The sequence below is a fragment of the Methylocella sp. genome, assembly GCA_037200525.1.
GTDB lineage: Bacteria > Pseudomonadota > Alphaproteobacteria > Rhizobiales > Beijerinckiaceae > Methylocapsa.
Genome location: JBBCGG010000001.1, coordinates 1,793,466 through 1,807,010, shown reverse-complemented (window position 1 = coordinate 1,807,010; position 13,545 = coordinate 1,793,466). Strand labels below are relative to the sequence as shown.

General features: G+C 58.6%; 16 protein-coding genes. 5 read left to right on the top strand and 11 right to left on the bottom strand.

The window, feature by feature from the left end:
• Positions 1 to 162: 162 nt before the first annotated feature.
• Entirely contained in the window at positions 163 to 324 is a 162-nt protein-coding gene (locus WDN46_08735) for a hypothetical protein (protein MEJ0093510.1), read from the top strand.
• A 74-nt stretch (positions 325 to 398) separates the two neighbouring features.
• On the opposite strand, the gene WDN46_08730 is transcribed toward WDN46_08735, so the two are convergent.
• From WDN46_08730 to WDN46_08710, 5 genes are read right to left on the bottom strand one after another with little or no spacing between them, the layout of a single operon-like run.
• Positions 399 to 545: a hypothetical protein gene (locus WDN46_08730; GenBank protein ID MEJ0093509.1), complete on the bottom strand. Its 147-nt coding sequence runs from the start codon at positions 543 to 545 to the stop codon at positions 399 to 401.
• A gap of 37 nt (positions 546 to 582) precedes the next feature.
• Entirely contained in the window at positions 583 to 1,167 is a 585-nt protein-coding gene (locus WDN46_08725) for a hypothetical protein (GenBank protein MEJ0093508.1), read from the bottom strand.
• Positions 1,164 to 1,343 carry a hypothetical protein gene (locus WDN46_08720; GenBank protein MEJ0093507.1) on the bottom strand — a complete coding sequence of 60 codons (180 nt, stop codon included), beginning with the start codon at positions 1,341 to 1,343 and terminating at the stop codon, positions 1,164 to 1,166. The genes WDN46_08725 and WDN46_08720 overlap by 4 nt, the downstream gene beginning before the upstream one ends.
• Before the next feature lie 10 nt (positions 1,344 to 1,353).
• Positions 1,354 to 1,974 (bottom strand): hypothetical protein, encoded by a 621-nt coding sequence (locus WDN46_08715; protein MEJ0093506.1) that lies wholly within the window; start codon positions 1,972 to 1,974, stop codon positions 1,354 to 1,356.
• A complete protein-coding gene (locus tag WDN46_08710; protein MEJ0093505.1) occupies positions 1,974 to 3,422 on the bottom strand; it encodes a hypothetical protein in 1,449 nt (482 codons plus the stop codon). The genes WDN46_08715 and WDN46_08710 overlap by 1 nt, the downstream gene beginning before the upstream one ends.
• Before the next feature lie 204 nt (positions 3,423 to 3,626).
• Here WDN46_08710 and WDN46_08705 point away from each other — a divergent pair, with 204 nt between their 5' ends.
• Entirely contained in the window at positions 3,627 to 3,881 is a 255-nt protein-coding gene (locus tag WDN46_08705) for a hypothetical protein (protein MEJ0093504.1), read from the top strand.
• A 564-nt stretch (positions 3,882 to 4,445) separates the two neighbouring features.
• Here the strand turns inward: WDN46_08705 and WDN46_08700 are convergent.
• From WDN46_08700 to WDN46_08680, 5 genes are all read right to left on the bottom strand, one after another.
• Positions 4,446 to 5,621: an AAA family ATPase gene (locus WDN46_08700; GenBank protein ID MEJ0093503.1), complete on the bottom strand. Its 1,176-nt coding sequence runs from the start codon at positions 5,619 to 5,621 to the stop codon at positions 4,446 to 4,448.
• The gene (locus WDN46_08695) at positions 5,618 to 6,088 is read right to left on the bottom strand and encodes a hypothetical protein (GenBank protein ID MEJ0093502.1); all 471 of its coding nucleotides are present in this window, start codon (positions 6,086 to 6,088) and stop codon (positions 5,618 to 5,620) included. The genes WDN46_08700 and WDN46_08695 overlap by 4 nt, the downstream gene beginning before the upstream one ends.
• On the bottom strand, positions 6,085 to 6,336 hold the full coding sequence (locus tag WDN46_08690; protein ID MEJ0093501.1) for a hypothetical protein: 252 nt from the start codon (positions 6,334 to 6,336) through the stop codon (positions 6,085 to 6,087). Before WDN46_08690 ends, WDN46_08695 begins: the two co-directional genes overlap by 4 nt.
• 479 nt (positions 6,337 to 6,815) lie before the next feature.
• The gene (locus tag WDN46_08685; GenBank protein ID MEJ0093500.1) at positions 6,816 to 7,472 is read right to left on the bottom strand and encodes a hypothetical protein; all 657 of its coding nucleotides are present in this window, start codon (positions 7,470 to 7,472) and stop codon (positions 6,816 to 6,818) included.
• The gene (locus tag WDN46_08680) at positions 7,469 to 8,728 is read right to left on the bottom strand and encodes a tyrosine-type recombinase/integrase (protein MEJ0093499.1); all 1,260 of its coding nucleotides are present in this window, start codon (positions 8,726 to 8,728) and stop codon (positions 7,469 to 7,471) included. The genes WDN46_08685 and WDN46_08680 overlap by 4 nt, the downstream gene beginning before the upstream one ends.
• Positions 8,729 to 9,262: 534 nt before the next feature.
• Here WDN46_08680 and WDN46_08675 point away from each other — a divergent pair.
• From WDN46_08675 to WDN46_08665, 3 genes are all read left to right on the top strand, one after another.
• Positions 9,263 to 10,036: a methyltransferase domain-containing protein gene (locus tag WDN46_08675; GenBank protein MEJ0093498.1), complete on the top strand. Its 774-nt coding sequence runs from the start codon at positions 9,263 to 9,265 to the stop codon at positions 10,034 to 10,036.
• 93 nt (positions 10,037 to 10,129) lie between these two features.
• Positions 10,130 to 10,933, top strand: coding sequence for an indole-3-glycerol phosphate synthase TrpC (gene trpC, locus WDN46_08670; GenBank protein MEJ0093497.1), 804 nt, complete (start codon positions 10,130 to 10,132; stop codon positions 10,931 to 10,933).
• A 305-nt stretch (positions 10,934 to 11,238) separates the two neighbouring features.
• Positions 11,239 to 12,456: an MFS transporter gene (locus tag WDN46_08665; protein MEJ0093496.1), complete on the top strand. Its 1,218-nt coding sequence runs from the start codon at positions 11,239 to 11,241 to the stop codon at positions 12,454 to 12,456.
• Between the two features lie 99 nt (positions 12,457 to 12,555).
• On the opposite strand, the gene WDN46_08660 is transcribed toward WDN46_08665, so the two are convergent.
• On the bottom strand, positions 12,556 to 13,500 hold the full coding sequence (locus tag WDN46_08660) for a hypothetical protein (GenBank protein ID MEJ0093495.1): 945 nt from the start codon (positions 13,498 to 13,500) through the stop codon (positions 12,556 to 12,558).
• Between the last annotated feature and the right edge of the window lie 45 nt (positions 13,501 to 13,545).

Sequence of the window (13,545 nt, the reverse complement as noted above, 5' to 3'; positions counted from 1 at the left end):
GCCCAAGCTCAGGCTTTAACTTATAACATTCGTTTGTAACCAATTCGCTCAGTTTTCGTAGTCGATATGTAGCAACACCTGCCTATTATGCGGCGCTCCCACTCAACTTATCGTGTCGTTCGCGATCGCCAAGATCGCCGGCGACTATTTTCAGTAAAGACTGTGAGCATGCGTTACATACGGCTTTTAGGCACTATCGTCTTGTCCGCTGGAGCTGGCCTTCTCCTGGGCATCAATCTGGGCGCAACCGATACATCGGTCGAGGCTGCATTGCTTGGTCTGACACTGGGCTTCGGCGGCGGTCTCGCCATAGTAGTGCTCTAATGCAGCAATGAGCGAGCGCTACGTGCGAGGCATTTGCTCACGATGGTGCCGACTTCGGCGTAGGCGTCGGCGCGTCAATTGTTCTGTCGGTCATTGACGAACTCTTTGTAAGCCTTCTTGATCTCGCGGCCGATTTCCCGAAGCAAATGGATGATCTCACGCAGCTCTCGGTAATTCGGACCGCCCTGCATCAAAGCGCCATGGACGAGACGCCTCCCCATCCCATGAATCGCCGGTCTCCCGTGCTCATCAGAAGCCTCAAGCAATGACGGTTGGAGCAACAGCGGCGGCTCGAGCCTCAAGTTCTGCAACGATGGCCGCCTTATGCTGCCGAACCTTCCCCAGATCAGCCGGCGTTAGCAGCGACGCCCGAACAGCGGCGACGGAGCCGTCTTCAGCAAGTGTCAGCGTGATTCCGCGGCCAGTTACCTCGGCGATAAAGGTCGCCGCGTTGAAGGATTGTGCCTGCTGCGCAGCGATGTTGGCCCACACGGATTGCTCCGCCTCAAGCTTTTCTTGGTGGGCACGATTCGCGGCGTCTATGTCGAGAATGCCGCGATAAGCAGCCTGCTGCCGCTCCGTGGGCGTGGCTGTCGCATAGCGTGCAAAGATGTCAGCAGCTGCGTTCAGCGCCTTGATTGCAAGTTGCGGGTTCAAGGACTTGATCTGTTCCTTCGTCGAAAAATACTTCTGCTGGGCACGGGGATTGCCGCTGACTTCGACGGTCCACGCATTGATATATTCCCGCTCAAAACGGGCCTGTGCCTCGGTGAGCTCCGCACGCGTAGATGCGGCGACGGGGTCAAGCTGGTTGATGAGGCCTTCGGGATTCAACATGTTCATTTCTGTTCTCCATCGTTGGTGTTGGGTTTGCCAAAAAGGTGTTCGATGTTTGCTTCGGATTCCGCCTTCATGCGCTCAGCGCGTCTGGCGCTATAGGCGTCAATGCCGGTCAAAACCCGCTGCCATTGCTCCTCTGTGAGCTCCCGGGCATGCTTCTGTGTGATGTCGTCAGTCATTCAACTGTTCCTATGTGCGGCCGGCGATGAAGCCGGGCCGATGGTTGCTGCGGTAAATTGGATTGTCGATTTGGGGTAAGGGCGCCTTGCGCTCCAGCCACCAGATCGGCAACGCGACCGCCCGCGCGAGACCGTCGACGGCGCCATCGCGGGCATTGGCGAGTTCTGCGGCCAGCGCCGATGCGGCGGGCAAGTCTTGGGCGATCCTCAGTCGTCCGGCGTCAAGAATTGAGGACAGCGCCGACGCCAAATTCAACGCCGGAATGCTGAATTTGAAATCGGCAGATTTGTTTTCGGTCGCACCATCGTGAACGAGGCAAGTCAGCGGCCGTAACCCCGCCTTCTTCATATCAACGCCAACGGGGCGACCGACAGTCGTTAAGTCCGCTAGCAACATTGGCGAGCACGGAGCATTCGGCAGCGCCTCCATAATCCTGACGAGGTCGTCGATCTGCTTGCCGATTGAATCATCCGCGGCGAACTGTGCGACCGCCGGGACGTTATGGATTGGCGGCATGCGCTCATCGTTCTCAATCCGCGCCACCCGTTCGATAACGGCGATTGATGTCCGGGCGCCAAAACTGACGCCGACGACGAAGCCGATGCGGCTGGTGTAAGAGGACGTTGTCATCACCAAGTTGGCAGCTCCAGTCGGAGGGGTTTGACGTCGGCGCTGAACGCCGCATCGATTGATGCACGACGGAAAGACCGCTGCCCGCTAACGGCTTGAGTGAGCGCGCCGCTGCAGCTATTGGCATAGTCGTCATGTTGAGACGGCGGATGGTCGATGCTGTCACGGCCGCCGCGTGCGGTACGACGTTCCAAATTGCATAGCTCGGCAATCAAAACCGGATGATCAAGCAATCGAGCCTTGCTGGAATTCAGCAAAGGCAGCTCGCGATATAGATCCGATTTCGGTTTCGCAGATTGCTCGCAAACAATGCCGTGGCGCATGAAGGCCTCAGTCACGAATTCCGAGCCCCATCGGTCAGCCGTAACCCGGCGAATGCCATAGCGCTTCAGCGTTTCGGCGAAATCAGCGACGACGCTTTCGGGCGAGAACGGCGGTTTCACTCCGCGCAGGCAATCGAGGACGGCAACCTCGCCCTCGGCGTGAGCTACGGCCATCGCCATGCTGTCCGATCCAGAGCCACCTGCGGCGTCGACAAACCCAACGTAACCGATGGAATGCTGAGGCCCGATTTCGTGGCAATCTGGCTCGATGCAAGAGTCGATGACGTCGCGAGATACGAATGCTTCCAGGTCGGTGCGGAACGCCGCCCCATATTCCGCCGCCGCCGAGGCGGCATCGCGCTCAAACTCCGCGTCAATGAAGCTTTGCGGGACGGACGGGTTCATCACACGTGTCGCAGCCTGCCAAAACAGGTTCCGCGGGTCATTTTTGCCGTAATATTTGCGGTGGGCGTCCCAGAGCAACCCGCGACGGCTGTATGGCGAAGAAGCAATGACCATCATGGCTTCGTCGCCAAACGTTGCCATCGATGCGCGAATGGCGGTGAAGACTTCAAAATCTGGGCTGGCCGACCCTTCGGAGCGCCAGAACGCGACCTCATCGAGCAAGGCGCAGCAAACCGAACGCCCACGGGTGGTGCGATACGAACAGGTCACCACTTCAACGATGACATTGCCACGGAGCTCGATCGAATCCGCCGTCTCCGATTCGACGTGTTGCGACAGGATCGGAGACGATAGGATGCCGGAGATATAGCGCCTCAGGATCTTCGCTTGCTCTCTATCGGCGGCGACTGATAGCACGACCGCACGCTCGCCTGGCGATAGGCTATCCGCCCAGTCCTTGAACACGGCGATGTAGACCGCCATGACGGCCATGGCGAACGTCTTTCCGCCGCGCCGGCCAATGGCTAGCCACAGAAAGCCGAATGCGGCTGACGGAAGCTCAGCGCGGCCCGTACACTGCCGAAAAAGGCCCGCGCCGTCACTATCTAGCGGCAAACCGAAGAGAGCCGCCAGCAGCGCGCGCCAGGGCCGCCACGACTCGGGGTCACGAATGGCGGACCCGAGCAAGCGCTCGTCGTCAATGGCTTCAATGATGTTCATCGAGTGAGCACGAACCCCCGGAGAGCTACGCCCTTGAATGTCCGGGCCGGACAAGGCTGTCGCCTTGCCCGACGCCGCGACAGCTTCCTCGGATTACGGGTGTCAATGTGCCCCGCCTGCTGCACCGCGAGCCGCGATGCCTCATTTTGCGCCGACCGATCCGAGGCGTCGTTGCCCTCTTCGCTGTCCTGAACCGAGGGGGAAATGGCGGACGGGGAATTCATTACTGCTCTAGCCACGCTTCGGGTAATTCGCCGCGATGTAGCTGGCCAGATCCGGCGTTACGTCACGCTTGGTGCGCTTGAGACCGAGGCGTTGAAACGCGCGCCCGATGCGGTCGGAGAGCTGGCCAAAGACATCCAAGTCAATTGCCTCGCCAGCAACCGACTTTGCTTCCATCTTCTCGCATTCCACGCTCATCAGGGCGCATCGACGCGCAAGCTGGCGCTGGCCTTCTGACAAGCCATCGGCGCCGCCAAGATCGGAGATAATCTCCGCAAGGACGTCACGAAATCGGCGAGCCTCTTTTGAGCGGCCATCGACATTGTCGACAAACAGCTGCGACCCGTTGGAGACTGCGCTCCGACTGGCGGGCGGTGGTGAGGCGAGGAGTGGGCCATCCATTAGTTTGAGCATCCAAATCAGCAAAAAGATGCCCCATTGTTGCCCCATACGCTATATTTTTCAATACTAACAATCTATCTAATTGATTATCATTGTGTTTATTATTTTGGGCACGAGACTATATTCATGGGCGCGGCCGGCGTTTGAGCCCCGAAACGCTGAATTAACGTGCAGTCGCTACAGCTGGGCCGGCCGCGAAAAAATTAAGGTGGGTTTGCCTTTTTACCTTTCGTCTCAACTTGAGATGAAAGTCGGTCACCGCGAGGCATTCCGGCCTTCCCGCTCGGAACAAAAGGAACAAAGGGAACAATGTGCCTCTGTGTTCCGGGTGTACCGGGGCGGAACAAAAGGAACAGGGTTCTATAAGAACCTGTTCCTGTTCCTCCCACCTGTTCCTCTTCATACTGGCCACGCGTATGGTTCCCAGATTGCAACGGCCGTTGCGGCGACAAGCGCCTCTGATGCACGTTGGAAGGCCATGCGTTTCGCTCTGGGCTCGTCCGATGAACAAATGCCGCGCCGGAAGGCGTAGTCTCGCCACTGGGCTACCGTGACTGTCCTCACGGCTGGCGGGATATGGCTCGCAGCGAGAGGAACCACCCCAACGTCACTGATCGCCTCCTGCAAGGCGGCAAGTGCGATCTTAGCGCCCTTGGTTAGCCTAGACCGTCCTGTGCTCCGGGAAAACGCTAAGCCTTCGACTGGCACGATGACGCATGACGTGATCGGATCTCCATCATCGTCGACTCCAACTTCGACGACTTCGAGTTGGCTTGCCACCTCTTCGCCCTGTGCGCCGTCTTTCATAAGATCGATGGTGGCGATGATATTGTCGGCTGCGTCGCGTTTGACGGACAGCTGAGCGTCGACAGCGCCCATGAGACTGCTGTGGCCCCGCGGACGGCTGGCGTCGTGGCCGCAATGATGAACGATAATGACCGCACACTTGAACGCGTCTCTGATGGCATCGGCTGCTTTCACATAGGCCGCCATATCTCGGTCATCGCTTTCCGAGCCGGCTAGTGATCTGTTTAGCGTATCGATGACGACGACGCCGGGGCTGACGGTCCCCAGCGTATCGCGGATCGACGCGACCAGGGCCGCATGGTCAGCGACCAGAGTCATCGGCGAGGCCATGAGATGGAACGGTACTTCTACTGAGGTCTCCGCTAACCGAGTAAACCGGAAAGCCTCGACTCGGCCTCTAAAACCTTCTGCTCCCTCCAAGGCGCAATATACGACATGCCCCTGCCTGACGCGTTTGCCCCTGTACTCCCAACCGAGCGCGACATGCATAACGAGGTCAAAAACGAAAAACGATTTGCCGCACTTCGGTGGTCCCCATACGACTGTGAGGCCGACGCGAGGAACCAAACCTTTGACGAGATAGGCAGGCGTTGTATCGAGCGCGATCTTTTCGAACGGAACAAGTTGGAATCGCGGGGCCGATTGGGCAGTGATTTCGCTCTTGCCTGTGGGTCTCGCCCACCAAGCGTTTTTCCTTTCTTGCGTCCAGTCTTCATATCCAACCGGCGCAATGTTCATGGGATATGGATCGTGGGCGGACTCCATCATTGCACCCACCCTTTGTCGATCTGCGTCCACAACGCGATGCGAATACCGTCGCCGTGTCGGCCACGGACGACTTTGACCCATTCATTGACACGCGACTGCCTAGTAGAAATGACGACCGAATGCAGGCGCAGTTCTTTCGCAACCCTCACGGCATCGCAGTACGCCTGCGGGCATTTACAAGCGATGATCGTGACCAATGCGGCTATGTCGAAGAGCTTGGCCAAAGAGTCTGCGTCGAATCCGGCCGGCCCTGCGTGGTCGTCATCGGCATCAAATATTTTGACAACCGTCGGCTTTACGAGAGACGCCGGCATAAAGGGTTGGCCGCTCAACCAATCCTGCAGAACGGGTATGTATCCGCACTGATGATCGCGGACTGCGGCAAGAATCGAGTGACTCGTCTTGCTGCCCTTCGCGAGCATTTTGGCGGCGGTAGCCTCTGAGCAGGTAGGAAGGCGTACGGTCATTCGGCGCCTCCATTTCGGAGTTCGCCGATACGCTGACTTACGAGCGTCGCCGAGGTCACGTGCGCGGACAAGAACTTCAGCTGGCGCGCAACGCCGGCAATGTCATTGATGTTGCAAAACGTCTTTATCAGCGTCACCTGATGGTCGACGTGGTTCATCCGCTCGAAAATGCGATCAAGCAGAGTATCGACATCATCGATGCTGTTCGCATCAACAGGCGGCGAAGTTTCGTTGCCAGCGACACTCATGCGTCACCGCCTAGCTCGGCGGTGTAACGGCACGAAGCGAAGAAAACAGTTTGGACTTCTGCGAGTGGAAGTGCTATAACTCGGTAGTCAATCGCCTGGCAGCAAGAGACATTTCCGAGCCCCGCCGCGACGCCATCGCGCGCGGGGTTCGCTGTTTCTAAAACCATGTTTTAGACGGCCTCCCCGCAGGACACGAGGGACTGCTTAGGCTGTCCTTCAGCGTTTGACGGCATGCGTCGAGGACGGGATTCGAGCCACTCGTTGAGCTCGTCTTCAAACCACCCAATTCCGCCGCCGATCTCGACAGCCAGCGGAAATCCACGCTCTTTCCGCATTCGATGCAGGGTCATTCGACTCCCGCACACGCCCCGCTCTACCAAATCATTGTATCGCAAAACCTTGCGCATATTGGACATCCTCTCACGTTATCGCTCCGTGTCTCAGCGGTGCTTATGGTGAAAGTGATGGATGTTAGCGCTTCACATAAGTGTCGAAACTTCAGGTTTTTGGGATTGTTTTGACACCTTCACCGCGCGCCTCAAGAGCTCGGCAAACCCACGCTTGAATTCGGCGGCGTCTGGAAGCATCCCGGCAGCTATCGTTACAAATTGCGAGAAGGTGGTGTTCGGCTTTTCAAAAGTCGTGCTGCCGGAAATATGGGGCTTTTCGCCGGTGCCCCGAGTCCATGCCTCGGCAAGATGAGCGGCAAAAATCGTTGTAGCCTTCGTCGGAGATCCCGGCTGTTCTAGTTTATCCAGTGCGGCGGCCGCGCCATTGCAAATGAGCGCAAGGGTTGCTTCCAAGTCATGTAACGCCTGCAGATGTTTGTTAACTGCTGCCGTCTCAGCGACTGTTACGGGAGGCACTATCGCCTCCAAGAATCGGATATATTCCTTAGAGCCGAGCTTCGGCATAACCTTACACAATTTTTCAGCAGCCGTTCGGACAGTCTGAAGGCGATACTTTAAACGCTCATTCTCTTGGGCGTGCCCATACCTGCCGATTGCGATGTTAACGTCGTTAAGCATCTGATCACGGCGCGCAGGGTCAACCTTGTGCTTTTCAAGGAAAGCAATCAGAGGGCGTTGATCGATCTGGCTAGGGTGCAAAGAAAAGAAAAAGGACATGGCGGTCATACCCTTGCCAGATAAGGCGCAACGGCAAGGCATTCTTTGGTCTCAACGATCGACGAAAGACGCTTCGCCCAAAGCTCCAGCGCACGCCGCTTTTCCTCGCGATAGGTGTGGCGATCATAGACTTTATGCAGCCCCGGCTGAGCGTGCGCGATGACGAGCTCGGCGGCGTTCGTCGGCACCGGCAGTCCGCCTAAGTGGGTACGCATAGTGCGTCGGAGGTCATGGAAGGTCCAGTTTTCCACTTCGCTATCCAAAAGTTTATCCAGCCGAGCCTTGGCTTTCGAAAATCCAGAAACAGGACGATGGCCGCCGGTTGTGGAGAAAACGCAAGGTCCGGTGCCCCGCGGCAACGAACTGAGTAGAGCTAGGGCCTCGGGGGCCAATGGAACTTCGTGCGCAACCTTGCCTTTCATCCGACCTGCGGGAATCGTCCAAAGGCCCCGATCGAGATCGACCTCACGCCATTCCGCATTCGCGACTTCGCGCAAGCGCTGACCAGTTAGAAGTAAGAAGTGCATGAAGTCGCTGAATGGATAGCCGAGCCGTGAGGATGCGCTCCAAATCGCCCGGAGCTCGGCGTCGCCAAGAACGCGAGCCCGAGGCTCGCTCTTACCGATCAAATCTGAAGCGGTGACGCCGCGGTCGCATGGCGAGGCGGTTAGCCCATAACAGTCCTGGGCCACAGCCCATCCAAACAGCTTTTTGCAATAGGCCAAAAGGTGACGGCTCGCAGTCGGATGTGCCTCCGCGTCTTTCTTAACGATTTTGATAACGTCGGATCGAGTGATATCGCTAATCGGCCGATCGCCCCACGCGGGGATGAGCTTCTGCCTGATTGCTGATGAGACGTTAGCTGCCGATCGCAGGTTTTTGACGTGCTGTGCGATGAAGGCCTCGGCGACGACACCGAAGCTGTTTTCCTGCTGTTTTTGTTTTTCGTTCCGCTCGGCGCGCCTTTTTTCCTTGGGGTCGACTCCCCTCGTTATGTCAAAAAGCGCCGACCGCGCCTCTTCTCGCGCCACGGCCAGCCCGACTGGCAATTCCTTAGGGCCGCGAAGGGGAACCTGCCAAGCAGGCCCAATGCTGCGGCGAATAAGCTTCCCGCCGAGTCGGCGCATGATGACGAACGTGGCCGAACCCTTGTCGGTCACACGGACGCCGAAGCTCGGCACGACGGCATCCCAAATCATGACGCGCTCGCCGGGGGGCGCAGGCACCAATGCCTTCAGACGGCGGTCGGTCAAAACTTCTTTCATGAATTGCTCCCGTGCTCCGTATGGGCAACAATGGGGCAACACATGGCCTATGTCAACGGATGTTTTTGGTTGATACGTTTTGGGATGCTGCTTTGGCCTAACCCACTCAAATCGCTTGGTATACTGTCGTGCTTTGGTAAAATATGAGAAGGGATGATAAATGGATTTGTCTGATTGTGGATCTAGAGGTCCCCCGTTCGAGCCGGGGTGGCGGTACCAAACAAATCAGAGGCTTAACGCCACTTACAAGCACTCGCGTCGCCTTGATCGCTGTCCGAGCAACGCCTGCGGCGACGGAATGCGTCGATCCGAGCGCGCTTCCTCAATTTATTTTGGCTGAGGCGCGCCGCTTCGCTTTCTTGCCCCATGCGGTTATCCGCCTCGATCGACGGCGCGTTACGCCCGCAACCAACTTCCTCTGCGGTGAAATCGCGAAGTAGTGTAGCCAATCGACGATTCGAGGCGAATGGCCGTTCACGACGAGCTATGATTCGCAGCCTCAGTTACCCCCGCCCGACCATAATAGGACAAACGATGCTCCCGGCAGTCATCTCCATTCCGTACCGCATCGCCATCTGCGGCATTGCGCTCGCCGCAATGCTCGGCGCGCATAATGGCGCAGCTGGGCAGACTGTCGCGCCCGACTACGCGGCGATCGTGGCCGCGCCTGAACGCAGCGACGCGGACCGACAAACTGATCAGCCGCGGGACCCGGCGAAGCTCTTGGCGTTTGCAGGCGTTCGTCCAGGCATGAAAGTTCTGGATGTAGGCGCAGGCGCCGGCTACAGCACCGAGCTGCTTGCGCGCGCCGTGGGCGACGGGGGCGTCGTATACGCGCAGGACTCGACTCAGGTGATCGAGCGCTATGTGAAGGACCGCTTCGATCTGCGCGCAAAGGCCCTCGCGATGGAGCATGTCGTGCATCTTGTGCGGGATTACGATGACCCCTTGCCGCAGGATGTCCGCGATCTCGACCTTGTAACTATATTCTTCTTCTATCACGCCATAAGCTTACAGCCAGTCGACCGCGCGAAGATGAATCAGCGGCTGTTCGATGCGTTGAAACCTGGCGGGTACCTTGTGATTGCTGACCACTCGGCCCGCCTCGGCGACGGGACGGCGGTTGCAAGCACATTGCTTCGCATTGAGGAGAATGTGGTGCGGCGCGAGGTCGAAGCGGCCGGCTTCAAGCTTGTCGCCGAAGGCGATTTCCTGCGTCATCCAGATGACCCCCGCGATGCGCTGGTCGCCGGGTCTAAGACTCCAGTGGACGAGTTCGTCCTCAAATTCGAAAAGCCGCTCCGATAGCCTTGCAATTGTAACGCTCTTTTCGGGTCTTGAAATATTTACATAGCATGTTCCCGACACAGTCCGGCGACTGATTACGTCGCTGGAGAGACTATGAGCGATATCCTCGCCAAAATCGAACGCTACAAGCGCCAGGAGATCGCCGCGGCGAAAGAGGCGATTTCTCCAGCTGAAATCGAGCGGCGAGCGGCCAAAGCAGCGCCGCCGCGAGGCTTTGCTGCAGCCATCAAGGCCCGCGTGGCAACGGGGCGTCCCGCTCTTATTGCCGAAATTAAAAAGGCGAGCCCGTCTAAAGGCTTGATCCGCGCGGACTTCGATCCTCCGAATCTTGCGAAGGCCTATGCGGAAGGGGGAGCGACTTGTCTCTCCGTGCTGACCGACAGCCCTTCGTTCCAGGGGCGTCCCGAATATCTCGCCGCCGCGCGGGAAGCATCCGGGCTGCCGGCCCTGCGCAAGGATTTTCTTTTTGAGCGCTACCAGGTCTTCGAAGCGCGCGCTTGGGGCGCCGATTGCATTCTGGTGATCATGGCGAGCGTCACGGATGCGGATGCCCGCATCCTGACCGAAACGGCGCGGGAACTGAGCATGGATGCATTGGTCGAAGTCCACGATGAACAGGAGCTCGACCGGGCGCTAAGCCTCGACACGACGCTCGTTGGCATCAACAACCGCGATCTCCGGACTTTCGAAACAAATCTCGAGGTATGTGAAGAATTGGCCCCGAAAGCGCCGGGCGATCGGATTGTCGTCGCCGAAAGCGGCATCTTCACGCATGACGACATTCTGCGGCTTTCCCGCGTTGGCATCGGCGCCTACCTGGTGGGCGAAAGCCTTATGCGCAAAACGGATGTCGCGGCGGCGACCCGCGAGCTGTTGGGGACCAATCCCGCGGCATGATCGCTGGCGGGCGAAAGCGCTTCGACAAATTCGGCGATGGGGAAGGCCTGCGATTGGCCTCCAACAGTTCATGCGGGAGCCGGTAGATTGAAGCCCCCGATCCCCCAAATCAGGACCGTTCGTGACTTCGCAACCCTGTTGAGATTACGGAACGCCAATGGCATGGCGCAAATTGTGCGTCATCCAAACGTGTTTTGACAATGTGTGAGAATGGCTGATAAGCGAAATTCTCGGATTGTCGACCTGGAGGCTGAGGGTCCACGCCGCGCCGGCGGCTCCAAGCCTCTGAAATCAAAGCTGGCTCCATGGACGCGAAAACGACCCAACTGGCGCGCGACGCCGGCAGGGATCAGTCTACCCATCTTACGATTCTCATGGCGCTCAGCCTCACTCATGGCTTGAACGACCTCGTCCAGTCGTTAATTCCGGCGATCTACCCGATTCTGAAGACGACCTTCGCGCTCGATTTCAGACAAATCGGCTTCATTACCCTCGCCTACCAGCTCACGGCCTCTCTATTGCAGCCCTTTGTCGGCCTTTACACGGACCGCAAGCCGGTCCCCCATTCTTTGGCGGCCGGCATGGGACTGACGCTCTGTGGCCTGTTCCTTTTATCTGTCGCGCCGAGCTTTATCATGGTGCTCGCCGCCGCAGCGCTGGTCGGGCTGGGATCTTCGGTATTTCACCCAGAGGCCTCCCGCGTGGCGCGCGCCGCCGCGGGGACTCAGCACGGACTGGCGCAATCGATTTTTCAGGTCGGCGGCAACGCCGGCACCGCGCTTGGGCCTTTGGTCGCCGCTTTCATTGTCGCCCCATATGGTCAAAAGAGCGTCGCCTGGCTCGCCTTCTGCCCGCTCGCCGGGATTTTGATCCAGTTTCTGATCGGACGATGGCACATTGCGCGGATGAAGGCGGCGCGGGCGCGCCCGAGGTTGGCGCTAAAACCTCTTAATATCCCTCGAAAAACAGTGGTGGCCTCGATCCTGATCTTGCTCGCGCTGATTTTTTCAAAGTATTTCTACATAGCGGCGCTCAGCAACTTCTATACCTTCTACCTCATCGAAAAATTCGGGCTTTCCGTCCAGACCGCACAGGTTTTCCTGTTCTTCTTCCTCGGATCGACCGCGGTCGGCACATTCCTTGGCGGCCCGATCGGGGACAGGATCGGCCGCCGCCTCGTGATCCTCGTCTCGATCTTCGGCGTGCTGCCCTTCACGCTCCTGCTGCCTTACGCCAACCTCTTCTTCACCGGCGCGCTCAGCGTTCTCATCGGTCTGATCCTATCCTCGGCTTTCGCCGCGATCCTTGTTTACGCAACCGAGCTTCTCCCCGGAAAAGTCGGCGCCGTGGCGGGCCTGTTTTACGGATTTGCTTTCGGCATGGGCGGCCTTGGCGCGGCCGTGCTGGGCGCGCTCGCCGACGCGACGAGCATCGGGTTTGTCTACCGCCTCTGCGCGTTCCTGCCGGCGATTGGCCTTCTGGCCTATTTTCTTCCCCGGCTGGAGAGATACGAACTGAATTGAGAGCTCGGCCGAAGACGAGAAGGCCGCAAAACAAGAAAGCCGTTCGGCGCCCAGAGACCGTTGAGGCTTCCGGGCGCCGTAACGGCGATTCGTCGGGTCTTAATTCATCGGAAACATGTTTCCGCGGTCGTAGTCGACAAGGCCGCGGCTTGTGATGACGATCCAGCCGGGGCCGCGCCGTTCAATCGCCTTCACTGTGCCGGCCCCAGGAATGGTTTCGCCAAGCGCTACCTCCAACGAGCCCCGGGCATTTTCCACTAGGGCGACGCCGTCATAGACGTCGCGCACCACCCAGTCGGTGATCAACGCCAGATGTTGTTTTGGCGGGCTCGCGCTATCGGCCGGCGACTTCGCCTGCGCCATGTCCGGCCGGCCTTGCGTCGCGGCCTTGACCATCGTGGCGGACGAACTTGTGGAAAGCGGCGCCGCCGTCTGTTTTTCGATGCGATCCAGCCGCTCGACGACCTGTTTCAATGCCGGATCATGCTGCATGTGGTCGACTTTGTTCGAAAGCTCGGCCAAAGCGCCGCTGGTCTCGGCCTTCGCCGCATCCAGCCTCGTCTTTAGGGCCTCGACGTTCTTTTCGAGTCCATGCTGATCTTTCGCGCTTGAGTTTTGCGCGACGGTGGATCGCAACGCATCGACATTGGCTTTGAGCTCGCGAATGTCCTCGACCATTTTTTGTGTCGTGCGCAGCATTTCGGCGCGCTCGGCGCCCTCCTGCGAGACGACCGCCGCTGTTTTCAGCCCCTTGCCCGGAATATCGCCGCCAAAGAAATAAGTGCCCGCCGCGAAGGCGAACCCCAAAACCCCAGCGACAAAAGCAGCGTTCGAGGCGAAATTCAGCAGGGGCTGGAAGCGTCCCCGCCGTCCTTCTCCCGCCGCCGCGCGCTCAAACAGCTGGGCGAGATCGATGGGAGCGGCGTCCAGCGGACTTAGATCCTTACCCTGCGCCTTGCCTGATCCCGTTCCGGATGTTCCGCCCGAATTCTCTGGCCGCCCGTCGCCTGCATTGGAGCCGGCATTATCTTCAGGATGGTCCATACGCGTCCTCCACGGAGGTTAAACATTTAACAACGAGGATTGAAC